We start from the raw sequence: 20682 nt of genomic DNA, 5'->3' as shown, positions 1-20682 counted from the left end.
GGGTCAGGCCGACTTCTCCCGGCGCTCGCGCCGGGACGGCTGGCGCGACACGATGGTCGGGTTGACGTTCTCCCGGACGGTCTGCTCGGTGATCACGACCTTGGCGACGTCGGTGCGGCTCGGGATGTCGTACATGATCGGCTGCAGCACCTCCTCCATGATCGCGCGCAGGCCGCGAGCGCCGGTGCCGCGCAGGATCGCCTGATCGGCGACCGCCTCCATCGCGGTAGCGGTGAACTCCAACTCCACGCCGTCCATGTCGAACAGCTTCTGGTACTGCTTGACCAGCGCGTTGCGCGGCTCGGTCAGGATCTGCACCAGCGAGGGCTTGTCCAGGTGGGTCACGCTGGCAACCACCGGCAGACGGCCGATGAACTCCGGGATCAGCCCGAACTTGATCAGATCCTCGGGCATCGTGTCGGAGAAGAAGTCGGTCTCGTTGATCTCCTTCTTCGTCCGGATCTCCGCGCCGAAACCGAGGCTGCGCTTGCCGACCCGGTCCTGGATGATCTTCTCCAGACCGGCGAACGCGCCGGCCACGATGAACAGCACGTTCGTCGTGTCGATCTGGATGAACTCCTGGTGCGGGTGCTTGCGGCCGCCCTGCGGGGGCACACTCGCCGTGGTGCCCTCCAGGATCTTCAACAGTGCCTGCTGCACGCCCTCGCCGGACACGTCGCGGGTGATCGACGGGTTCTCCGACTTGCGGGCGATCTTGTCGACCTCGTCGATGTAGATGATGCCGGTCTCGGCGCGCTTGACGTCGTAGTCGGCCGCCTGGATCAGCTTGAGCAGAATGTTCTCGACGTCCTCGCCCACGTAGCCGGCCTCGGTGAGCGCGGTGGCGTCGGCGATCGCGAACGGGACGTTGAGGAGCTTGGCCAGCGTCTGGGCGAGGTAGGTCTTGCCGCAGCCGGTCGGCCCGAGCATGAGGATGTTGGACTTGGCCAGCTCGACCGGCTCGTCCCCGCGCGCGTCGCGCCCGTCCGGACGGGTGCGATCGCCCGCCTGGATGCGCTTGTAGTGGTTGTACACCGCGACGGCGAGGCCCTTCTTGGCCTCGTCCTGGCCGATCACGTACTGGTCGAGGAAGTCGTGGATCTCGGCCGGCTTGGGCAGCTCGTCGAGCTTGACGTCACCCGCCTCGGCCAGCTCTTCCTCGATGATCTCGTTGCACAGGTCGATGCACTCGTCGCAGATGTACACGCCGGGGCCGGCGATGAGCTTCTTCACCTGCTTCTGGCTCTTCCCGCAGAAGGAGCACTTGAGCAGGTCTCCGCCGTCGCCGATACGTGCCATGACCGCTGACCTCTGTCCCCTCCGACGTACCACCCTCGGTACGCCTGGTTCACCGAGTTTCGTGGGTTGAGTCCCACACGCTGCCCTCGACGGTACCTGGCTCACCCCGGCAAGCGGGAGAACCTTCGACCCGATGGTGCCCGAATACTGCCCGATTCGCCGGTCGCCGTGCCCGCGAGTCGTCAGATTCGCGCGTGTCGGCACCCGCGTGTCGGCCCGCGTAACCGTGGCGGGCCGACACGTCACCTATTCGTGACCGTACGTCACTGCGCGGCGGACAGCTTCCGGTACGGGAGCACCTCGTCCACGATGCCGTACTCCTTGGCCTCGTCGGCGGTGAGGATCTTGTCCCGCTCGATGTCCTTGCGGATCTCGTCCGCCGACTTCAGGGTGTGCCTGGCCAGCGTCGACTCCATCAGGCGCCGCACCCGCTGGATCTCGTTGGCCTGGATCTCCAGGTCGGACACCTGGCCGTACACGCCCTCCATGGCCGGCTGGTGGATCAGCACGCGGGCGTTGGGCAGCGCGTACCGCTTGCCCGGCGTGCCGGCCGCCAACAGCACCGCGGCGGCGGACGCGGCCTGCCCGAGGCAGTAGGTCTGCACGTCGGGGCGGGCGAACTGCATGGTGTCGTAGATCGCCATCAGCGAGGTGAACGAGCCGCCCGGCGAGTTGATGTACATGATGATGTCGCGGTCGGGGTCGACCGACTCCAGGTACAGCAGCTGCGCCATCACGTCGTTGGCCGACGCGTCGTCGATCTGCACGCCGACGAAGATGATCCGCTCTTCGAACAGCTTGTTGTAGGGGTTGGACTCCTTGACGCCGTAGCTCGTGCGCTCCACGAAGGACGGCAGCACGTATCGGGCGTGCGGGGAAAGGTCACTCACTTCGACACTCCTCGATTCGACCGGCCGTCAGTTGCCCGGCGTCTGGTTGGCGCGCGACACGACGTGGTCCACGAAGCCGTATTCCTTGGCCTCCTCGGCCGTGAACCACCGGTCGCGGTCGGCGTCGGCGGTGATCCGCTCGACGGTCTGCCCGGTCTGGTCGGCGGTCAGCTCCGCCATCTCCAGCTTCCACTTCGACAGCACCTCGGCGCGGATGGCGATGTCCGACGCGGTGCCGGCGACGCCACCGGAGGGCTGGTGCATCATGATCCGCGCGTGGCCGAGCGCGTACCGCTTGCCCGGCGTGCCGGAGGACAACAGGAACTGGCCCATCGAGGCGGCCATGCCCATCGCCCAGGTCGCCACGTCGGGCTCGATCAGCTCCATGGTGTCGTAGATCGCCATGCCGGCGGTCACCGAGCCGCCGGGCGAGTTGATGTAGAAGGTGATGTCCTTCTCCGGGTCCTCCGCGGCGAGCAGCAACAGCTGCGCGGTGATCCGGTTGGCGATGTCGTCGTCCACCTCGGACCCGAGGAAGACGATCCGCTCACGAAGCAGCCGCTCGTAGACCGAGTCGTTCAGGTTGAGCCCCGCGGTCGCCGTCCGCATCAGGGGTGAGGGGTGCTGCGTCACGTCTGCCTGCCTTCTGCCAATTTGTTCGCGCTGCCAGTTCGTTCGAGCGACTGTCGATCTGATCGAGCCGCTCGCGCTGATCTCGTAATCGACCCTAACGAAGGCGGGCGGCGTCGACTTCCCGACACCGCCCGCGTTCGCTCAGAGCGTCACTACCCGGCCCGATTAGTGGTCCGGGTCACTTCGTGGCGGGCTCCGGCTGCTCCGCCTCGACTGTTTCGGCGGTGTCCTCCGCCGCGTTCTCGCCCTCCGGCGCGCCGAACAGGTCGCTCAGGTCCAGGCTCTCGCCGGCCTCGTCGGTGACCTTGGCCTGACGCACCACGACGGCCAGCGCCTTGCCCCGGCGAACGTCGGCGAAGATCGCGCCGAGCTGGCCGGACTGCTGGGCCCGCTGCACGTACTCGTCCGGGCTCACGCCGAAGCGCTGCGCCTGGTACATGATGCGCTCGGTGAGCTCGTTGTCGTCGACGCCGACCTTCTCCGAGTCGGCGATCGAGTCGAGCACGAGCTGGGTCTTGACCGCCTTCTCGGCGTCGGCGCGCAGCTCGGCGTCGAACTCCTCGCTGGTCTTGCCCTGCGTCTCGAGGAACTCGGCGAACTTCGACTCGTCGTGGTCGAAGGCGTGCACCGCGTCGTGCTTGCGGACCTCGATCTCGGAGTCGACGACCTTCTCCGGCAGCGGCACCTCGATGGTGTCCAGCAGCGCGTCGAGGACCTTGTCGCGGGCCTGCACGCCCTGCTGCATGCGCTTGACCCGGCCGAGCCGCTCGCGCAGGTCGGTCTTGACCTCGTCGATGGTGTCGAACTCGCTGGCGAGCTGGGCGAACTCGTCGTCCGGCTCGGGCAGCTCGCGCACCTTGACCGACTGGACGGTGACCGTGACCTCGGCCTCCTTGCCGGCGTGCTCACCGGCGACCAGCTTGGTGGTGAAGGTCGTGCTGCCCTCGGCCTCGAGGCCGATGATCGCGTCGTCGATGCCCTCGATCAGCTCGCCGGAGCCGACCTCGTAGGACAAGCCGGAGGTCTTCGCGTCCTCGACCTCCTCGCCGTCCACGGTGGCGGACAGGTCGATGGACACGAAGTCGCCGTTCTCGGCCGGTCGGTCGGCGCCCGCGAGGGTGCCGAACCGGGCGCGGAGCTCGTCGAGCTGCTCGGTGACCTCGTCGTCGGTGACCTCGACGTCGTCCACGGCGACGGAAAGCTCGTCGTAGGCGGGGACGGTGATCTCCGGGCGGACGTCGACCTCGGCGGTGAACGCCAGGTGGTCACCGTCCTCGATCTTGGTCACCTCGATGTCGGGCTGGCCGAGCGTGCGCACCTCGCCGGCGTTGATCGCCTCCATGTACTTGGCGGGGATCGCCTCGTTGACGACCTCGTCGAGAATGGGAGCGCGGCCGATCCGGGACTCGATCACGCGGGCGGGCGCCTTGCCCGGCCGGAAGCCGGGGATGCGGATCTGCTGCGCGAGCTTGCGGTAGGCGCGGTCGAAGTTCGGCTTGAGCTCGTCGAACGGCACCTCGACGTTGATCCGGACCCGCGTGGGGCTCAGGTGCTCGACGGTGCTCTTCAACGTGATCTCCTTGGTACGACCATGCGGTGGATTCGCCCCGGCAAGCCACGACTCGGCGCCGGAGACTGCACGAGTCTAGGCGACCCCCGCTCGGCCCGGTTCACCAGCCGTGTCTACCGAGGAGGCCGTTCGGTCAGCACCGTCCGGTCACCGAGCGGCCGCACCTCACGCGCGTTGCCCCGAGGGAACGTCCTGGCGAACTGGTCGATCTGCTGGTGCCCGACCGCGAGCGGCTGCCGGAGCATGATCCACGAGACGCCCTCGGTGTAGGGATAGGTGGTCAGGGACCCGTCGTACCGGTAGGACACGGCCAGATCCCTCGGCAGTAGTTGGCGCAGGTGCACGTTGCCGACACCGCGATCGGGCCGGCACTCGTGCGGCATGGCCGCGAACAGCCGACCCACCTGATCGTTGTGCGCGTGCTCGTTCGCCACCAGAACACCCACCACGAGCTGCTTGCCCGACGCGCTCTTGTGCACAAAGTGCTCCTCGAGCGGGTACCTGTGCCCATTCACCCTGTGCTCGGCCGGGGTGTGCCAGTGCACCTGCTGCAATTCGTAGGTCTCGTCCCCCACCACGAGTCGCGCCGCGCCCGCCGGAACGATCGCCCGCACGGTTTCCTCTTCGCCCCGCACCAAACAGCCGTCCGGCTCACCGTCGTCGTCCCGCACGTAATGCATTTGAACGTTCACCGATGCCGGATACTCGAACCTCAACCGAGGAAGGTCCGCGGGCACCACGTCCGCCACCCGAACGTCCACGGGACTCTGCCGCCCGGACGCCCGATCCCCTTGCGCCCCAACAGCTTCCCCCACCGCCGTCGAGCCGGCCCAAGCCAGCGCGACCGCCGCCACGACACCTAACAGATACGATTTCCTACCCATGTCAAAACAATCCCACGCCCCTCGAGAACAGGTACGTGAAATACCCCACAAAGCCCCCCATTCAAATCCCCATCAACGCCCATAAACACAGAAATCGCCCAAATCCCACCGCCTCCACAGGGACCCTGCCCGCCGTCCCGAACCGCGGACATATCGCCGAACGCTAATACTGTTCAGCTGTTAACCGCGCCGCAGACGCGCGCCGCACGTCGCCCGCGCCGATGTCGACAACCGCCCAGTTCACTCGATCGAGCGTATTCCGACCGCATTAACAGAATTATCTCCGGCCCTTCGGAAAAGAAAACTGTCGTTGGTATCCGGCCTCATAGCGATCGCGGCCGCGGCGGCGATGTTCGTGTCTCCCGGTTCCACGGCGTCGACCCCGCAGGGCGTCGCGGCGTGGAAGGGCACTCCAGCCACCAGTGCGCCTCATGGGACAGCCCTCAACACGTCATGGCCCCCACAATGTGTTACCAAAAAGGCACGGCACCCGACGGCACTCCCGTCACCGCCCTGATCGCCAAATAGTCACACCCACTGATGGCGATGCCCTCGGGAATTGATTCCCAAGGGCATCGCCATCAGAATTCAAGCTGCTGACATGTGCGCTACGGCAACTTCTGCCCGACGCCGGCCCAGACCACGGCGTGTGCCGGCGTGGGGAACCTGATCCGTTGGGCTTGTGGCCCGGTTTCCTCGGGGCGCCAGTCGGGAGTCCATGTCCAGCCTGGTTCGACGAGCTGAAAGTCGCCGAGCAGGCTGGCGACCGCGGTCCGGGGACGGAAGATGAGACTGCTACTGGCCGACTCGGCGTACATCGCCTTGAGTTCGGCCAGTTTGACGCGGTGCTCGTCCGGAACTCCGTCGTCGGTGGCGTGGGACAGTGCGAGATAGGACCCCGTCGGCAGCAGCTCGCGGAGTCGGGCCACCGACTCCTCCCCGACGTCGTTTCCATCGGTATCCGGCTGCTGGAAGTGGAGTACGGCGATCAGGAGCAGCGCGATCGGCTCGTCGAGGTCGAAGATCTCCGTGTCCAGGACCTCTTGCCAGAGATCGTCGGGACGCCGGAGGTCGGCCTCGATCACCGCGTGGCGGGTGGCGTCTCCCTCTTCGTTCAGGAGCAGATCGGCGTGCGCGACAGCGACAGGTTCGTTGTCCACGTAGACCACGCGAACGTCGGGCTCCTGGCCCGCCCCGCGCAAGAGTTCGTCCGCGACTTGGTGGGTGTTGCCGGCGGTCGGCACGCCGGCGCCGATGTCCAGGAACTGCTTGACTCCTTGCTTCGTCAAGTAGCGCACGGCTCGGTTGAGAAACTGGCGGTTGGCGCGCGCCAAATCGCGCGCAAGAGGAAACTTGGACACCACAGCGTCACCAAATTTGCGATCTATCGCCCAGTTGGCGGTACCACCGAGGAGGTAGTCGTAAATTCGAGCAGCGCTGGGGCGCTCCAAGTCGATCCCCGCTGGTGGAATCGGATCTGAATTCTGTTCAGACACAGTGTGCCGCGCCTCCCGCATTCGGCGTGTCAGAATGATCTCTTTGATGCTAGCGAACCTGGTGTCGGGCAAACAGTGCGAAGTGCGGGCCTGTTGGGAACTTGTTACTCGACCTGGCGATCACCACACGATGCCACCTCTGTCGATGAGGTCGAGCAGGAACTTCTGGCTGTCTTCCTGACTCAACGCGGCCGTGTGCACCGCTTCCCAGTACCCGACATGTGCGTCGACCTTCTCCACACCGCTGTAGAGCTTGCTCTCGCCGGCGCCGTATTCCACGTAGACCTGATCTTTTTGCTCTCCGTCGAACCGCAGGACGGTGTGGTCGTGCGGGACAAAGGGAAGGTCAGCGCCCCACCACAGCACCTGGATGGTCAGGTGCGGGGCGTACCTGGCGGCCAAGGTCACGAGATGCTGCGCCTGGTCGATCACCAAGTTGGCGCGGCGCCCATCACACCCTCCCGGCACGCGATAGAACGATGACGGACTGAGAACGGCGCGGTATCTCGGCGGCCGTTCCATCGTAAAGATATGTTCGCGTTCTCGATGAGCCCGCAGGATCGAGTTCGGGTCGTCCAGTTCCTTCGCACGTTCATACTGGGTGAGCAGATACTGTTCGGACTGGAGGATGTTGGGCAGCCGCTCGGTGTGAAAGACCAGAATCTCCCGCGCAGTCCGCTCGAGCATGAGCAGCTTCACGTAGTCGCGATTGGCGGAGACGCCGGCCGACGGTCCCCCGCTCGCCTGCGCGGCCAGCAGCAGGATCTCGTCGCAGATGTCAGCAGGAGGGTCGTAGAACCGCAGCAGCCGGTCGAGGTCCTGCTGGCTGATCGTGTTGGCGCCGGCTTCGACCTTGTTGATCTTGGCTTGTCCGCAGCGCAACACGCTCGCCGCCTGGACCTGCGTGAGGCCCGCGGCGTTGCGAGCCGCGGCAAGCGCCTCTCCCAGCGGCACTCGCTGCGCGTGGCCCCGTCGTGCCACCGACCTTCACCTCACTCGAAGGAGTCATCTGCCCCGAGAGTTGTAGATGAAACGGTCGCACGCCGCCAGCCGTTCACCCATTCGGCGCATCGACCTCCCCCTGCCGAGGGCAGCGGTGGAGGGCAACACCTCGTCCGAGTTTATCGACCTGAGTGCGTGACGAAGTCTCGCCACCGGCAGCCGTCGAACGTCAGGATCGACTGGCTCGCACTCTTCGAATCACGCACGGCAACGCCGTCGCCTCCGAACCGCACCTCCACGCAGTTGTTGTTCGGCGTGGAGTAGCTCGACCGTATCCATGCGCCGGCCCCGGATTTCACGTTAGCAGTCAACGAGCCCCTCATGATCGAGATCCTTCCTCCGAGTGAGCAGCACCGCGATTAATCGCGGTCAGGAATATTCTCGCGTGGTTGGGCATCGACCGCCAGTTGTGGAAGTTCGTCGAGGTAGATGACGTCCAGTCCCATTTGATGAGATCGGAAATACTCTCGGGTAGCACTCGTTCGGACCAGTCGTGACTAGTCGGGCACTGCCGCCATCCGGATGACGTCTCGCCGCCTTTCGCTCCACAGGCAGGCAGATGGCCTCGCGCTCCGTTGATTTTGGCAGCGCTGTCAGGCCCCGGAACGGAGTAATGCGCCTAACGAATGGGATGACGTCGCGCGATTATTCCCATTCCCGATAACGGCACCTCGTTCGGCCGGTGATCTTCGACCGTTCGACGTAGATTTGCGGCCGTTTGGCGCATAGGGTGGGCCGGTCTGACGCTCACGATCACTCATGTGCAAACTGGGAATGAGCCGACGGCGCCACTCTTTGGGGCATTTGACCGCACCACATGAGAAGCAGCCCTGGGAATGGCCCGGCTCCCTGCTGTAACAGGGAGCCGGCTCGCTGAAGCCACCCGATGATGCGATTCACGAAGGGCTCGCATGAAGACTATAGCCAGAACGGTTGCGATTAATCCAGCCGAACCACCCGGAATGTCAGCCCAACGGGTGGAGCAGGTCGCGGTGTACATCCGGAAAAGACTTCGTCACCCCGCCCCCAGGCAATAGCGGTCCAGCGCGCCTATGGGCGGGGCAGCGCGACTGGGGCTGGGGCGGCCACCCCGGTCCAGTCGCTCGGACAACCGCGAAGGAGCGAGACAACTCATGGCTGCCACGACTTTCCCGACGCACGAGCCGGCTGACCGTCCAGGTCCTCGCCGACAGCGGTTGGTGCTCCAGGCTTGGGGCGAGCCGGCCGGGCCGCGCCAACCGGCGGCTGGACATCCGGACGAGGACACACCTCCGACCGCCGAGGACGACGCCGAGCCATCCCACCGCAGCCGTCTGCGATTCGCACGACGACTGATCAGCCGGCGGCATGCGGCGTAAGAAATGTGCCCACGAGGGCGCCCGCGCCCGAGTAGGGCGCACCCCGCTGGAAGCTGACCCGGGAGGAACGTGGGGGTCCGGGGGGCTCGGCCCCCCCGGGAGTAATGAGACGAGCCCTGCCCGCGCTTTCCGCGGGCAGGGCTCGTCGCTCGTCGGGGTGACAGGATTTGAACCTGCGGCCCCTCGCTCCCAAAGCGAGTGCGCTACCAAGCTGCGCCACACCCCGGAGCGGGCGACGGGAATCGAACCCGCGTAGCCAGTTTGGAAGACTGGGGCTCTACCATTGAGCTACGCCCGCACACGCCGGCGACCGGCGCAAGGCACAGCGTAGCGAATCACGGTCGGCAGGTTCGCAGGTATTCCACTTGGAGCACCGGCCGCCCGTCGCCGAAGTCTCGTTCCCTGGTCTGACCCGTGGCGACGAACCCCTTGCTGGTGTAGAAGCGCCGGGATCGGTTGGCTCCGGCCAGGGTCCACAGCCGCACCTTCGGGTAGCCGTCCTCGACGAGGATCTCCCAGGCGTTGTTGACCAGTGTCGAGCCCACTCCGATGCGCCACAGCTCCGGATGCGTGTAGCAGGTGTAGATCTCGCCGTCACCGTTCTTGCCGGCGTACGGCCCGAAATGGATGAATCCGGCGAGCCGGTCGCCTCGTTCGGCGATCAGCACGCTGGACGGCTCGAATTCCTCGGACGCCATGAGCCGCGGCCATAAGGCTCGCCGCTCGGCCACCAACTTCTCGAGGAACCAGGGTTCGAACAGGTCGCGGTAGGCGACCCGCATCGCCTCGGCATGCACGTCGCTGACCCGATCGGCGTCGTCGACCGTCGCCTCACGGACAAGTAGGAGCGCGTCTACCCTCAACATCCACCCCGCCACAGTGGCCACCTATAGCGACACCATACTTTCGTAGCGTTGCCGGCTCCAACCCCTGCGCGATGGGCGGTCGTCTCGCCACGACGAGTGACGTAATTGGCTGGCGGTTCGCCCGCATTGCGCGTATCACTCCACTGTGGCCGATTCCACACTGCGTCTGCGCAGTCTCACCGATGACGACTTCACCGCCGTCGACACGCTGATCCAGCGCGCCTTCCTGGTCGACCCGCCGCACGGCGACCGGGAGCTGGTCCGCGCCCTGTACGAACCGGAACGCACGCACGGCGTGTTCGACGGCGACGAGCTGGCCGGCACCGGCGCGATCATGAGCAAGGCGATCACGCTGCCCGGCGTCGGGCAGGTTCCGTTCGCGGCGGTGACCTCGGTCGCCGTGTCGCAGAGCCACCGGCGGCGCGGCATCCTCCGCATGGTCATGGACGCGCAGCTGCGCGAGCTGCACGAGCGGGGTGGCGAGCCCATCGCGGGGCTGTGGGCGTCCGAGGCGGCCATCTACGGCCGGTTCGGCTACGGCCTGGCCACCTACTACGCCGACATCACGATCGCCGCGCGCAGCGAGTTCCGGCCGGGCGTGGACCTCGGCGAGGACCGCGTGCGCGAGCAGGACCGGGAGCACGCGCTGCCGTTCCTGCGCGAGCTGTACGACAAGGTGGCGCCGACCCGGGTCGGGTACCTGTCGCGCGACGACGCGGCGTGGACCTACGTGCTCGACGACGGCGAGCACCGCAGGGAGGGCAGCTCGAAGTACCGGTTCGCGGTGCACCCGCAGGGCTGCGCGGTCTACCGGGTGAAGGGCGACTGGGGCGACGTCGGCCCCAAGGGATCCCTTACGGTGCAACACTTTCTGGCCACCACGCCGACCGCGTACGCGGCGCTGTGGCGATTCCTGCTCGACCACGACCTGATCGGCGAGCTGACCTACGCCGCCGGGCCGGACGAGCCGCTGGTACACATGCTGAGCAACCCGCGCACCGCGCGCCGGCGGCATTCCGACGGGTTGTGGATCAGGGTGGTCGACGTGGATCGGGCGCTGTCCGCGCGCCGGTACGCCACGCCGGTGGACGCGGTGCTGGAGGTGTCCGACGCGGGGTGCCCGTGGAACGCGGGCCGCTGGCGGTTCACCGCGAATGGCGGGGAGAACGACGGGGACGTGCGCGTATCGCGCACCGAGGCCGCGGCGGATCTGGCGCTGGACATCACCGATCTCGGCGCGATCTACCTCGGCGGCACCCGGCTCACCACGCTGGCGGCGGCCGGCCGGATCCGCGAGCTGACGCCGGGCGCGCTGGCGCGGGTGTCCACGGCGTTCCTGACCGACGAGACGCCCAACTGTCCCGAGATCTTCTGATCGGATCAGGCTCCGCGCCTGCGCCCGACCAGCAGCAGGAACACCAGGTAGACACCGCCGAGGGTGGCCGCGACGACGCCCACCGGCAGCAGCGACGAGGACAGGACGCGCTGTCCCAGGTAGTCCGCCGCGACGACGAGTGCCGCACCGACGAACACCGACGCCACCAGGTTCGGTCCGGGCAGTCGAGTCAGCCGGCGGGCGACCTGCGGGGCGATCAGGGCGATGAAGGGCACCGGCCCCGCGGCGGCGGTGGCCGCGGCGACCAGCGCGACCGCGAGGACGAGCAGCAGCACGCGTACCCGGCCGACGGCGACCCCGACACCGGTGGCGATCTCGTCACCCATCTCCAGCATCCGCAGCGCCCGTCCGTTGACGAGCACCGCCGGCACCAGGATCGCCAGCGCGACGGCCAGCGGGACCAGGTAGTGCCAGTCACGGCCGGCGAGATCGCCGACCAGCCACACGGTCGCCCGCGCGGCGTTCTCTTTGCTGGCCTTGACCAGAAGGTAGGAGTTGACGCCCGCGAGCACCGCGCTGACCGCGACGCCGAGCAGCACCACCCGTGAACTCGACAGCCCGTGCGGTGCGCACAGCGCCATGATGACCACCGTCGTGAGCAGCCCGCCGCCGAGCGCGCCGAGGGCGACCACGCTCGGCGTGGAGCCGACGAGCAGGATCATCGCGATGCCGCCGGTCGCCGATCCCGTCGTGAAGCCGATGATGTCCGGGCTGCCGAGCGGGTTGCGGGTCAACGTCTGGAAGACCGCCCCCGCCAGTGCGAGCGCCGCGCCGACCAGCACCGCGACCAGGACCCTCGGCAGCCGGCCGGTGACCACCAGGTACTGCGCCTTGGTGCCGTTGCCGGCGAGCGTGCGCACCACGTCGGCCGGGGTCATCGGGTAGTCGCCCGTGCCGACCGACAACACGATCAGCACGACCGTCACCGCGGCCAGGATCGCGACCGTCACGATCGTCCGGCGGTCGAGGCCGACCTCCCTGGGAGTCGGCGTGGTCATCGGCGCACCGCCTTGAGCCGCCGCACGACGAGCACGAACGCGATGCCGCCGACGATGTCCATCATCACGCCGACCTGGATCTCGCCCGGCGAGCCGAGTACCCGGCCGAGCACGTCGCAGATCAACAGCAGCACGGGGGCCGACAACGCGGACAGCGCGAGCACCCACCGTTCGTCCTGCCCGACCATCAGCCGCACCAGGTGCGGCGTCATCAGTCCGACGAACGCGATCGGGCCGCACGCCGCGGTGGCGGCGGCGCTCAGCAGGCCGACCGCCACCATGCCGGCGAGCCGGGTCACCGCCGGATTGGCGCCGAGGCCGCGCGCGGTGTCCTCGCCGAGCGCGATCACGTTGAGCGGCCCGGCCAGCACGGCGGCGATCACCATGCCGGCGACGAAGAACGGCACGAGTCCGGCGAAGCCGGCCAGGTCGCGGTTGACCAGCGAGCCGACCAGCCAGAAGCGCATCTGGTCGAGGTTGTGTGTGTTGATCACCTGAAACGCCTGGTTGAGTCCCACGAACACGGCCTGCACCGCGACACCGGCGAGCACGAGTCGGATCGGGCTGATCGCGCCGCCGATCACCGAGACCAGCCAGGTGCCGAGCAGCGCCCCACCGAACGCCAGCCAGATCAGTTGGTCGGGATCGTGCACGGACAGCAGCGCGGAGCCGGCGACGATCGCGAACGCGGCGCCGTGGTTGATCCCGAGCAGGCCGGGTTCGGCGATCGGGTTGCGGGTGACGGCCTGCATCAGCGCGCCCGCGAGGCCGAGCGCCATGCCGACGACCACGCCGACCAGCGTCCTGGGCAGGCGGTCGTCGCGGACCACGACGTCGTCCGCCGTGCCGTCGTAGGCGAACAGACCGTGCAGAACGCTGGCCAGGGACAGCCGGTTGGACCCGAATCCGATGGACAGCAAGATCGCCACGACGAGCGCGATCACGATGCCGATCAGCGCCACGGTTCGCAGCGAGGTGCGCCGGGTGGTCCCAACCATGGTCTTACACTAAGGGCAGGCTAACCTCAGCTGACACTCGGTGTGAAGGACGAACCCCATGAGAGACCTCCCCACGCTGTCCCGCCGCGGCTTCCTCGCGGGTACGGCGGCCCTCGGCGCGACGACGCTGCTGAGTTCCTGCGGCTACACCGAGGAGAACCCGACCGGCGCCGGCGGGCCCACATGGACCTTCACCGACGACCGCGGTCGCAAGCTCGACGGCCCGCGTCCGGCGCGGATCGTCGCGCAGGTGACCGCCGCCGCGGCGCTGTGGGACTTCGGCATCAGGCCGATCGCCGTCTTCGGCCCGTCGAAACTGCCCGACGGCAAGCCGGACCCACAGGTGGGCGGAGTCGATCTGAACGCCGTGACCTCGCTGGGCAACGTGTGGAACGAGTTCAACTTCGACAAGTTCGCCTCGCTGGACCCGCAGTTGCTGGTCACCGTCATCTACCTCAAGCAGCAGATGTGGTACGTCCCGGACACGCAGGCCGACCGGGTGGACAAGACCGCCCCCAGCGTCGGAATCGGCCTGCAGGGAATCTCCATGCCTGAGGGCATCGCCAAGTTCGCGGCACTGGCGCGGGCACTCGGCGCCGACACCGACTCCCCCGCGATCCGCCAGGCTCGCCAGGAATTCGAGCGCGCCGACGCGGCACTCGGTGAGGCGATCAAGAAGGCGGCGGGCCTGCGCGTGCTGCTGCTCTCGGCGCAGAAGGACACCTGTTACGTCGCCAATCCGACCGCGTTCGCGACGAGCAGGCACTACCAGAACAAGGGCGTGCGGTTCGTTCTGCCGGAGAAACCCGACACCGCCGACGGCGGCTACTACGAGCAGGTGAGCTGGGAGAACATCGGCAAGTACGAGGCCGACGTGATCCTCTACGACGCACGCGGCGGATCGCTGTCGCTCGGCCCGGACGGGCTGGGCAACGTCCCGACCTGGCGGCAACTCCCCGCGGTGAGGGCCGGCCGCCTGGTCCCCTGGAACAACGAGACGCCGTTGTCCTACCAGCGGTTCACGCCCGAGTTGACCGCACTCACCTCGGCACTACACCGCTTCGCCTGAGAGCGGCGGGGAACCGGCTCGCCGCGGTGCCCGTTGACCTGGGTACATCTTTCGCGGGGAGGCGTCATGGACACGACGTTCGCATTGATCGTGGTGGTTCTCGCCGTACTGGCGATCTGGCTGCTGGTCGCCAGATCGCGCGGCGCCAAGCAGCAGCGCGTCGAGGACGCCAAGGCGGAGGCGCGCCGCTGGGTCGAGCGCCTCGGCGGGCAGGTGATGAACCTGACCGGCACCGACGAGGCCTCCAAGCAGGCGATGGCCGACGCGTCGGAGCGCTACACCGCCGCCGGCGCGCAGATGGACCAGGCGAACACGGTCGAGCAGTGCAAGCTGGTGACCAAGACCGCACTGGAAGGGCTGTACTACGTGCGCGCCGCGCGCACCGCGATGGGCCTGGACCCCGGGCCGGAGCTGCCGGTGGACCGCGAGCAGCGCGAGGCGGGCGAGGTCACCGAGGACCGGTCGGTCTCCGTGGACGGCCACGACTACCGCGCCTCGAAACGGCCCGGTTCCGGCACGCCGCACTACTACCCGGGCGGCCGGGTCGCGGGCCGGCCGGTGCCGCAGGGTTGGTACAGCGAGCCGTGGTGGAAGCCGGCGCTGGTGGCCGGCGCGTGGGGTGTCGGTTCACTGCTGCTGTTCGACGCGATGTTCTCCGGCATGCACGGCATTCCGAGCGCCGACGCGTGGTCCGACGGCTACACCGCGGGCCAGGAGGACGCCATGGCCGACACCGGAGGCGGCGACGGCGGTGGTGACTACGGCGGCGGCGACATGGGCGGGGATTTCGGCGGCGGCAATTTCGGCGGAGACTTCGGTGGGGGCGACTTCGGCGGATTCTGAGGAGGCACGATGAGCTGGTTGTTCGCAGTGGCCATCGTCGGGCTGCTCGCGGCGGTGTGGGCCTTGGACGGGATAGCCCGCCGCCGGCTCCCGGTGCGTCGGTGGGCCGCACCCGCCGTGCAGGCAGACCGCATCCACGAAGCGCGCCGCGCGACCGAGACGACGGGCAACGACCTCCCGCCGCCCTGATCGCTCGCGGTCAGGGCGCCTGACAGGTCGGGCACCAGAACAGGTTGCGCCCGTCCAGCACCGTGGTGGCCACCGTGGTGCCGCACACCAGGCACGGCTCGCCGGCCCGGCGGTAGACGTACACCTCTCCCCCGTGCCGGTCCACCCTCGGCGGGCGGCCGGTCGCGCGTGGCATGTACTCGGGCGCGACGGTGTCGATCCGTCCACTTCGGACACCCTTGCGCATCAACGCGACCAGGTCGGTCCACATGTCCGTCCACTGTGGATGGTCGAGCTGCCGGCCCTCGGTCGCCGGCGGGATGCCGTGCCGGAACAACAGCTCCGCGCGATACACGTTGCCGACACCGGCCAGCACACCCTGGTCCATCAGCAACGCGGCCAGCGGTCGCTGCGATCGCGAGACACGCCGCCAGGCTCGCTCCGGATCGGCGTCGCGGCGTAGCGGGTCCGGCCCGAGCTTCTTCTTGACCGCCTTGACCTCGTCGACGGTCAGCACCTCGCAGGTGATCGGCGCACGCAGGTCGGTGCATTGCGTCGGCCCGACCACCCGCATGCGCACCTCACCGACCGGCGGCTCCAGTGGCAGCTCGTGCTCGGCGAAGAACCCGGCGAGCCCGAGGTGCACGTGCACGACCGTGTCCGGGCCGTACACGTGGAACAGGTGCTTTCCGTACGCCTCGGCGGTTTTCATGACGCGTCCGTCCACAATGGACGCACCATTCGCGAAGCGCCCCTGTGGGCTGGACACCGCGACCGGGTGGCCGCCGAACAATCGCTTGTGCAGCCGGGCGAGCCGGTGCAGCGTGTGACCCTCAGGCACTACGGGAGCGGCGGTTTCTCGCCGGTCTCCTCGTAGGCGTCGAGCAGGCCGATGCGCCGCTCGTGCCGGGCGACACCGGAGAACGGTGTGGCCAGGAACGCCTCGACGATCGCGACGGCCTCGTCAGGCGTGTGCATCCGCGCACCCAGCCCGATGACCTGGGCGTTGTTGTGCTCGCGACACAGCTTCGCGGTCTCGACACTCCAGGCCAGGGCCGCGCGGCAGCCCTTCACCTTGTTCGCCGCGATCTGCTCGCCGTTGCCGGATCCGCCGAGCACGATGCCGAGGCTGCCCTCGTCCGCGACGACGCGGCTGGCCGCCTCGATGCAGAACGGCGGGTAGTCGTCCTCGGCGTCGTAGGTGGCCGGACCGACGTCGACGACGTCGTGGCCCGCCTCCCCGAGGTGCTTGGCGAGGTGGTTCTTCAGCTCGAAGCCTGCGTGGTCTGCTCCCAAGTAAACGCGCACGCGGGCATTATGTCTGCCGTGACGGTCTATCAGCAGGAGGGGTATCGGGTTCGGCTCGAGTGGGGGCCGGACGGCGTGCGTGAGCTGGCCTCGTGCTGCGACGTGGTGATCGTCGTGGACGTGCTGGTGTTCACCACGTCGGTGGACATCGCGCTCGGCCGCGGCGCGCGGGTGATGCCGCTGCCGTGGCGGGACGAGCGGGCCGACGAGGCGGCGCGCGCCGCGGGTGCGGTGCTGACCCGAAGTGGCTTGGTACGCAAGGAAAGCGGGTTCTCCTCGGACGCGGCGGTGCGCGGCCCGTCGCTGCGGCCGTCGTCGCTGGTGGACCTGGAGCCGGGCACGCTGCTGGCCATGGCCTCCCCCAACGGCGCGACGTTGTGCGCCGCCGCGGCTGAGGCCGGCACGACGGTGATCGCCGGGTGCCTGCGCAACGCCTCGGCGGTGGCCCGCGCGGCGGCGGAACTGGCCGGCGACGGGGTGATCGGCGTGGTCCCGGCCGGCGAGCGGTGGCACCACCACGAGCAACGCACGCTGCGGCCGTCGATCGAGGAGTATCTCGGCGCGGGGGCGATCACCTCCGCGCTCAGCGACGGCCTGTCCCCCGAGGCGGAGCTGGCCGCGCTGGCCTACCGTGCCGCCGGCGACCGGGTGCCCGAGTTGATCGCGAACTCGGTGTCCGGCCGCGAGCTGGCCGCCGCGGGTGTGTCCGCCGACGTGCCGCTCGCGTCCGATGTGGACTCCAGCAAGATCGTGCCGCTGCTCGTCGACGGCGTTTTCGTGGACCGGGTATGAAGGCGGGCCGCTGGATCGAGCTCGCCGACGGGGTGTACGGCCGGCGCTACGGCCCGCTGGACCAGACGCTCGGGCTGATCGTGGGCGGCGAGCGCTGTCTGGTAGTCGATACCGGGGCGGACGACCTGCATGGCGGCGAGCTGGCCGCCGCGATCCGGGAGATCACCCCGCTGCCGTGGACCGCCGCGATCACCCACTGGCACTGGGACCATTTCCTTGGCACGCAACCGTTTCTGCCGTGCGACGTGTGGGCGCACGAACGGTGCCGCGAGCGGATCGAGCGGGACGGCGAGGCGGGCAGGGAGCACGGCGCCGGGTACCTGCGGGCCGACGGTGAGGACGAGTTGGCCGACCGGGTGGCCGCCGCGACCATCGTGGTGCCGGACCGCACGCTGACCGACCGCGCCGAGCTGGACCTCGGCGGCCGGACCGTCGTGCTGTGGCATCCTGGCCGCGGCCACACCGACCACGACGTCGTGGCACACGTGCCGGACGCGGCGACGCTGTTCGCCGGCGATCTGGTCGAACAGGGCGCGCCGCCGGTGATCGGGCTGGACGGCTACCCGCTGGACTGGCCGTCCACAATGGACCGTCTACTCGGGACGGACGCGAGCACCGTGATACCCGGACACGGCGAGCCCGTCGGCCCGGAATTCGTCGCTACACAACGGGACGAGCTACGCGTGATCGCCGAGCTGTTCACCGCGTTCCAGGCCGGCGAGCTGACTGTCGACGAGGCGATCGGCCGCTCCCCGTACCCGGAGAGCACCACCCGCCCCGCACTGGAACGCGGCAACACCTGAGCGATCGTGCCGGACTTTAGCGGGCTAAAGTACGCAAAACGTGAACGGAGCGATCGCTAAGTTTCGGACACCGGGTGCTAGCGCTGGACGGACTTGAGCTCGGTGAACTCCTCCAGACCGAAGCGGCCGTACTCGCGGCCGTTGCCGGACTGCTTGAACCCGCCGAACGGCGCGCTGGTGTTGAACATGCCGCCGTTGATGTCCACCTGTCCGGCGCGCAGCCGCTTCGCCACCGCCATCGCGCGGTCGGAGTCGGCGGAGAACACCGCGCCGGCCAACCCGTACACGGTGCCGTTGGCGATCCGCACCGCGTCGTCCTCGTCGGTGTACGGGATCACCGACAGCACCGGCCCGAAGATCTCCTCCTGCGCGATCGTCATGTCCGGGCGCACGTTGCCGAACACGGTCGGCCGCACGTAGTAGCCCTTGTCCAGGCCCTCCACCGGGTCCGGGCCGCCGTGCGCGAGCGTCGCGCCCTCCTCCACACCCTTGCGGATGTAGCCGACCACGCGGTCGCGCTGCGCCGCCGAGGACGCGGGCCCGATCCGGGTGGACGGGTCGGCCGGGTCCGCGGAGACGTACTTCGCCGCGGCCGCCACCGCCGCCTCCAGCGCCTCGTCGTGCCGGTCGGCCGGCACCAGCAGCCTGGTCAGCGAGCTGCACGCCTGGCCGTTGTTCATGAAGCTGTTCCCGACCGTGATCTTCACCGCGCGCACCAGGTCGGCGTCGTCCAGCACCACGCTCGCCGACTTGCCGCCCAGCTCCAGCGCCACCCGCTTGACCGTCTCCGCGGCGACCTGGGACACCCGGCGGCCGGCGCGCGTGGAGCCGGTGAACGAGATCATGTCGACCAGCGGGTGCGCGGCGAGCGCCTCGCCGACCACCGGACCGGTGCCGTGCACGACGTTGAACACGCCGGCCGGCACACCGGCCGCCTCGATCACCTCGGCCAGGATGCCCGCCGTGAGCGGGGCGATCTCGCTCGGCTTGAGCACCACCGTGCAGCCCGCCGCGAGCGCCGGGGCGATCTTGGCGACGGCCTGCTGCAGCGGGAAGTTCCACGGGGTGATCGCCCCGACGACGCCGATCGGCTCGCGGACCACCAGCGAGTTGCCGATCTCCACGGTGCCGAGCGCGCCGGCCTCCAGCGCGTCGGCCACGCCCTCCACGATGCCGACCGGATTGAGCACCTGCACCTTGCCGGCGAACGTGATCGGGGTGCCCATCTCGGCGGTCATCGTGGCGGCCAGCTCGTCGGCACGCTCGCGCAGGCCGGACCCGATCGCGCGCACCATGGCCACGCGCGCGGCGTCGTCGGTGGCCGACCAGGCCGGGAACGCGGCGGCCGCGGCACGCACGGCGGTGTCGACGTCCGCCTCGGTGCCCGCCGGGATCGACGCGATCACGTCCTCGGTCGCCGGATTGACCACGTCGATGCGATCCGTGGACTGGTCGGAGTACGCGCCGGCGATGAAATGCCCGGTACGAGCCGCGGCCGGAGCAGCCATGAAAATCCTCCCGCTGTGACACCTGCTGAACGTCTGCTGCTCAGCCTGTCACATCGCGGACCCGCCCGGGAACCCGTAACCGGCGTGCGCCAACGGGAATGCTCAGTCGAACGACAGTTCTCCGGTCCTGGTCCGCTTCAACTCGAAGAAGTTCGGGAACCCGGCGAGCAGCCGCGCACCGTCGAAGATCTTCACCGCGTCCTCGCCGCGCGGGATCGAGTTCAGCACCGGTCCGAAGAACGCGACGCCGTCCACGTGGATCGTCGGCGTGCCCACGTCCATGCCCACCGGGTCCATGCCCTCGTGGTGGCTCTTGCGCACCGCCTCGTCGTACTCGGTGCCGTCCGCGGCCTCGGCCAGTTCCGCCGGCAACCCGACCTCGGCGAGCGCGTCGGCGATGATCCGGTCGTCCTGTCGGCCCTCGTTGTGGATCCGGGTGCCGAGCGCGGTGTACAGGTCGCGCAGCACTTCCTCGCCGTGCGACTGCGCCGCGGCGGTCGCCACCCGAACCGGGCCCCAGCCCTTGGTGAGCATTTCCTTGTAGTCCTCGGACAGGTCCTCGCGGTTCTCGTTGAGCACCGACAGGCTCATGATCCGGAACCGCAGGTCGATGTCGCGCTGCTGTTCCACCTCGAGAATCCACCGGGAGGAGATCCACGCGAACGGGCACACGGGATCGAAGTAGAAGTCGACCTTGGTCTTGCCATGGGTCTTGCTGGGCTCGGCGACGGCCATGTGTGGGCTCCAGAGAACGTGTCGAACGAGACGGCGATCACCGCCCCCGTTCACGGCAACGGTCCG

The 20682-nt window shown here is 68.5% G+C and carries 21 protein-coding genes and 2 tRNA genes; 6 read left to right on the top strand and 17 right to left on the bottom strand.

From position 1 onward, the window contains the following. Nucleotides 1-3 precede the first annotated feature (3 nt). From clpX to EV193_RS29165, 11 genes are all read right to left on the bottom strand, one after another. The gene (gene clpX / locus EV193_RS29215; RefSeq protein ID WP_130348168.1) at nt 4-1299 is read right to left on the bottom strand and encodes an ATP-dependent Clp protease ATP-binding subunit ClpX; all 1296 of its coding nucleotides are present in this window, start codon (nt 1297-1299) and stop codon (nt 4-6) included. Between the two features lie 263 nt (nt 1300-1562). Next, nucleotides 1563-2189 (bottom strand): ATP-dependent Clp protease proteolytic subunit, encoded by a 627-nt coding sequence (locus EV193_RS29210; protein ID WP_130348167.1) that lies wholly within the window; start codon nt 2187-2189, stop codon nt 1563-1565. 27 nt (nt 2190-2216) lie between these two features. Continuing rightward, complete coding sequence (locus EV193_RS29205) at nt 2217-2798, bottom strand: ATP-dependent Clp protease proteolytic subunit (protein ID WP_130348273.1); 582 nt, start codon at nt 2796-2798, stop codon at nt 2217-2219. Nucleotides 2799-3000: 202 nt separating this feature from the next. Continuing rightward, the gene (gene tig / locus EV193_RS29200) at nt 3001-4392 is read right to left on the bottom strand and encodes a trigger factor (protein WP_130348166.1); all 1392 of its coding nucleotides are present in this window, start codon (nt 4390-4392) and stop codon (nt 3001-3003) included. Nucleotides 4393-4505: 113 nt separating this feature from the next. Beyond that, the gene (locus tag EV193_RS29195) at nt 4506-5276 is read right to left on the bottom strand and encodes a carbonic anhydrase family protein (protein WP_130348165.1); all 771 of its coding nucleotides are present in this window, start codon (nt 5274-5276) and stop codon (nt 4506-4508) included. Between the two features lie 608 nt (nt 5277-5884). Continuing rightward, nucleotides 5885-6793, bottom strand: coding sequence for an SAM-dependent methyltransferase (locus EV193_RS29190; protein ID WP_130348164.1), 909 nt, complete (start codon nt 6791-6793; stop codon nt 5885-5887). 99 nt (nt 6794-6892) lie between these two features. Further along, nucleotides 6893-7753, bottom strand: a complete 861-nt coding sequence (locus EV193_RS29185) for a Scr1 family TA system antitoxin-like transcriptional regulator (protein WP_130348163.1) — start codon at nt 7751-7753, stop codon at nt 6893-6895. Nucleotides 7754-7893: 140 nt separating this feature from the next. Then, complete coding sequence (locus tag EV193_RS29180) at nt 7894-8097, bottom strand: DUF397 domain-containing protein (RefSeq protein ID WP_130348162.1); 204 nt, start codon at nt 8095-8097, stop codon at nt 7894-7896. 1187 nt (nt 8098-9284) lie between these two features. Beyond that, nucleotides 9285-9358 (bottom strand) — tRNA-Pro (locus EV193_RS29175). 1 nt (nt 9359) lies between these two features. After that, nucleotides 9360-9430, bottom strand: a tRNA-Gly gene (locus EV193_RS29170). Nucleotides 9431-9467: 37 nt separating this feature from the next. Then, nucleotides 9468-9998, bottom strand: a complete 531-nt coding sequence (locus EV193_RS29165; RefSeq protein WP_130348161.1) for a GNAT family N-acetyltransferase — start codon at nt 9996-9998, stop codon at nt 9468-9470. A gap of 145 nt (nt 9999-10143) precedes the next feature. On the opposite strand from EV193_RS29165, the gene EV193_RS29160 reads away from it, so the two are divergent. After that, nucleotides 10144-11373 carry a GNAT family N-acetyltransferase gene (locus EV193_RS29160; protein WP_130348160.1) on the top strand — a complete coding sequence of 410 codons (1230 nt, stop codon included), beginning with the start codon at nt 10144-10146 and terminating at the stop codon, nt 11371-11373. A 5-nt stretch (nt 11374-11378) separates the two neighbouring features. Here the strand turns inward: EV193_RS29160 and EV193_RS29155 are convergent, their stop codons facing one another. Then, complete coding sequence (locus EV193_RS29155; protein ID WP_130348159.1) at nt 11379-12392, bottom strand: FecCD family ABC transporter permease; 1014 nt, start codon at nt 12390-12392, stop codon at nt 11379-11381. Then, a complete protein-coding gene (locus EV193_RS29150; protein ID WP_242613757.1) occupies nt 12389-13390 on the bottom strand; it encodes a FecCD family ABC transporter permease in 1002 nt (333 codons plus the stop codon). The genes EV193_RS29155 and EV193_RS29150 overlap by 4 nt, the downstream gene beginning before the upstream one ends. A gap of 58 nt (nt 13391-13448) precedes the next feature. Here EV193_RS29150 and EV193_RS29145 point away from each other — a divergent pair, with 58 nt between their 5' ends. The 3 genes from EV193_RS29145 to EV193_RS29135 all read left to right on the top strand — a co-directional run bounded on the left by EV193_RS29145 (nt 13449) and on the right by EV193_RS29135 (nt 15491). Then, nucleotides 13449-14459 (top strand): ABC transporter substrate-binding protein, encoded by a 1011-nt coding sequence (locus EV193_RS29145; protein WP_130348158.1) that lies wholly within the window; start codon nt 13449-13451, stop codon nt 14457-14459. Nucleotides 14460-14525: 66 nt separating this feature from the next. Then, nucleotides 14526-15302: a hypothetical protein gene (locus EV193_RS29140; RefSeq protein ID WP_130348157.1), complete on the top strand. Its 777-nt coding sequence runs from the start codon at nt 14526-14528 to the stop codon at nt 15300-15302. 9 nt (nt 15303-15311) lie between these two features. After that, nucleotides 15312-15491 (top strand): hypothetical protein, encoded by a 180-nt coding sequence (locus EV193_RS29135; protein WP_130348156.1) that lies wholly within the window; start codon nt 15312-15314, stop codon nt 15489-15491. Nucleotides 15492-15501: 10 nt separating this feature from the next. On the opposite strand, the gene EV193_RS29130 is transcribed toward EV193_RS29135, so the two are convergent. Both EV193_RS29130 and EV193_RS29125 read right to left on the bottom strand, forming a co-directional pair. Next, nucleotides 15502-16311, bottom strand: coding sequence for an Fpg/Nei family DNA glycosylase (locus tag EV193_RS29130; RefSeq protein WP_130348155.1), 810 nt, complete (start codon nt 16309-16311; stop codon nt 15502-15504). Then, on the bottom strand, nt 16311-16778 hold the full coding sequence (locus tag EV193_RS29125) for a ribose-5-phosphate isomerase (RefSeq protein ID WP_130348154.1): 468 nt from the start codon (nt 16776-16778) through the stop codon (nt 16311-16313). The genes EV193_RS29130 and EV193_RS29125 overlap by 1 nt, the downstream gene beginning before the upstream one ends. Before the next feature lie 9 nt (nt 16779-16787). Here EV193_RS29125 and EV193_RS29120 point away from each other — a divergent pair, with 9 nt between their 5' ends. After that, nucleotides 16788-17570 (top strand): 2-phosphosulfolactate phosphatase, encoded by a 783-nt coding sequence (locus tag EV193_RS29120; RefSeq protein ID WP_130348153.1) that lies wholly within the window; start codon nt 16788-16790, stop codon nt 17568-17570. Further along, the gene (locus EV193_RS29115) at nt 17567-18373 is read left to right on the top strand and encodes an MBL fold metallo-hydrolase (protein WP_130348152.1); all 807 of its coding nucleotides are present in this window, start codon (nt 17567-17569) and stop codon (nt 18371-18373) included. The genes EV193_RS29120 and EV193_RS29115 overlap by 4 nt, the downstream gene beginning before the upstream one ends. A gap of 77 nt (nt 18374-18450) precedes the next feature. Here the strand turns inward: EV193_RS29115 and EV193_RS29110 are convergent, their stop codons facing one another. Further along, entirely contained in the window at nt 18451-19881 is a 1431-nt protein-coding gene (locus tag EV193_RS29110; protein ID WP_130348151.1) for an aldehyde dehydrogenase family protein, read from the bottom strand. Between the two features lie 102 nt (nt 19882-19983). Next, entirely contained in the window at nt 19984-20616 is a 633-nt protein-coding gene (locus EV193_RS29105; protein WP_130348150.1) for a DsbA family oxidoreductase, read from the bottom strand. Nucleotides 20617-20682 lie beyond the last annotated feature (66 nt).

This window comes from Herbihabitans rhizosphaerae, assembly GCF_004216555.1.
Taxonomy (GTDB): domain Bacteria; phylum Actinomycetota; class Actinomycetes; order Mycobacteriales; family Pseudonocardiaceae; genus Herbihabitans; species Herbihabitans rhizosphaerae.
The sequence above is the reverse complement of the archived record's forward strand: the minus strand, read 5'-3'. Positions and strand labels throughout refer to the sequence as shown.

Excerpts from the sequence above, each read along its gene's own strand:
- EV193_RS29195 (WP_130348165.1), bottom strand. The coding sequence starts at position 5,276 with ATGGGTAGGAAATCGTATCTGTTAGGTGTCGTGGCGGCGGTCGCGCTG.
- EV193_RS29110 (WP_130348151.1), bottom strand. The coding sequence starts at position 19,881 with ATGGCTGCTCCGGCCGCGGCTCGTACCGGGCATTTCATCGCCGGCGCG.
- EV193_RS29180 (WP_130348162.1), bottom strand. The coding sequence starts at position 8,097 with ATGAGGGGCTCGTTGACTGCTAACGTGAAATCCGGGGCCGGCGCATGG.
- EV193_RS29155 (WP_130348159.1), bottom strand. The coding sequence starts at position 12,392 with ATGACCACGCCGACTCCCAGGGAGGTCGGCCTCGACCGCCGGACGATC.
- EV193_RS29150 (WP_242613757.1), bottom strand. The coding sequence starts at position 13,390 with ATGGTTGGGACCACCCGGCGCACCTCGCTGCGAACCGTGGCGCTGATC.
- EV193_RS29145 (WP_130348158.1), top strand. The coding sequence starts at position 13,449 with ATGAGAGACCTCCCCACGCTGTCCCGCCGCGGCTTCCTCGCGGGTACG.
- EV193_RS29105 (WP_130348150.1), bottom strand. The coding sequence starts at position 20,616 with ATGGCCGTCGCCGAGCCCAGCAAGACCCATGGCAAGACCAAGGTCGAC.
- EV193_RS29135 (WP_130348156.1), top strand. The coding sequence starts at position 15,312 with ATGAGCTGGTTGTTCGCAGTGGCCATCGTCGGGCTGCTCGCGGCGGTG.
- clpX (WP_130348168.1), bottom strand. The coding sequence starts at position 1,299 with ATGGCACGTATCGGCGACGGCGGAGACCTGCTCAAGTGCTCCTTCTGC.
- EV193_RS29115 (WP_130348152.1), top strand. The coding sequence starts at position 17,567 with ATGAAGGCGGGCCGCTGGATCGAGCTCGCCGACGGGGTGTACGGCCGG.
- EV193_RS29190 (WP_130348164.1), bottom strand. The coding sequence starts at position 6,793 with ATGCGGGAGGCGCGGCACACTGTGTCTGAACAGAATTCAGATCCGATT.
- EV193_RS29205 (WP_130348273.1), bottom strand. The coding sequence starts at position 2,798 with ATGCGGACGGCGACCGCGGGGCTCAACCTGAACGACTCGGTCTACGAG.
- EV193_RS29120 (WP_130348153.1), top strand. The coding sequence starts at position 16,788 with ATGTCTGCCGTGACGGTCTATCAGCAGGAGGGGTATCGGGTTCGGCTC.
- EV193_RS29140 (WP_130348157.1), top strand. The coding sequence starts at position 14,526 with ATGGACACGACGTTCGCATTGATCGTGGTGGTTCTCGCCGTACTGGCG.
- EV193_RS29165 (WP_130348161.1), bottom strand. The coding sequence starts at position 9,998 with ATGTTGAGGGTAGACGCGCTCCTACTTGTCCGTGAGGCGACGGTCGAC.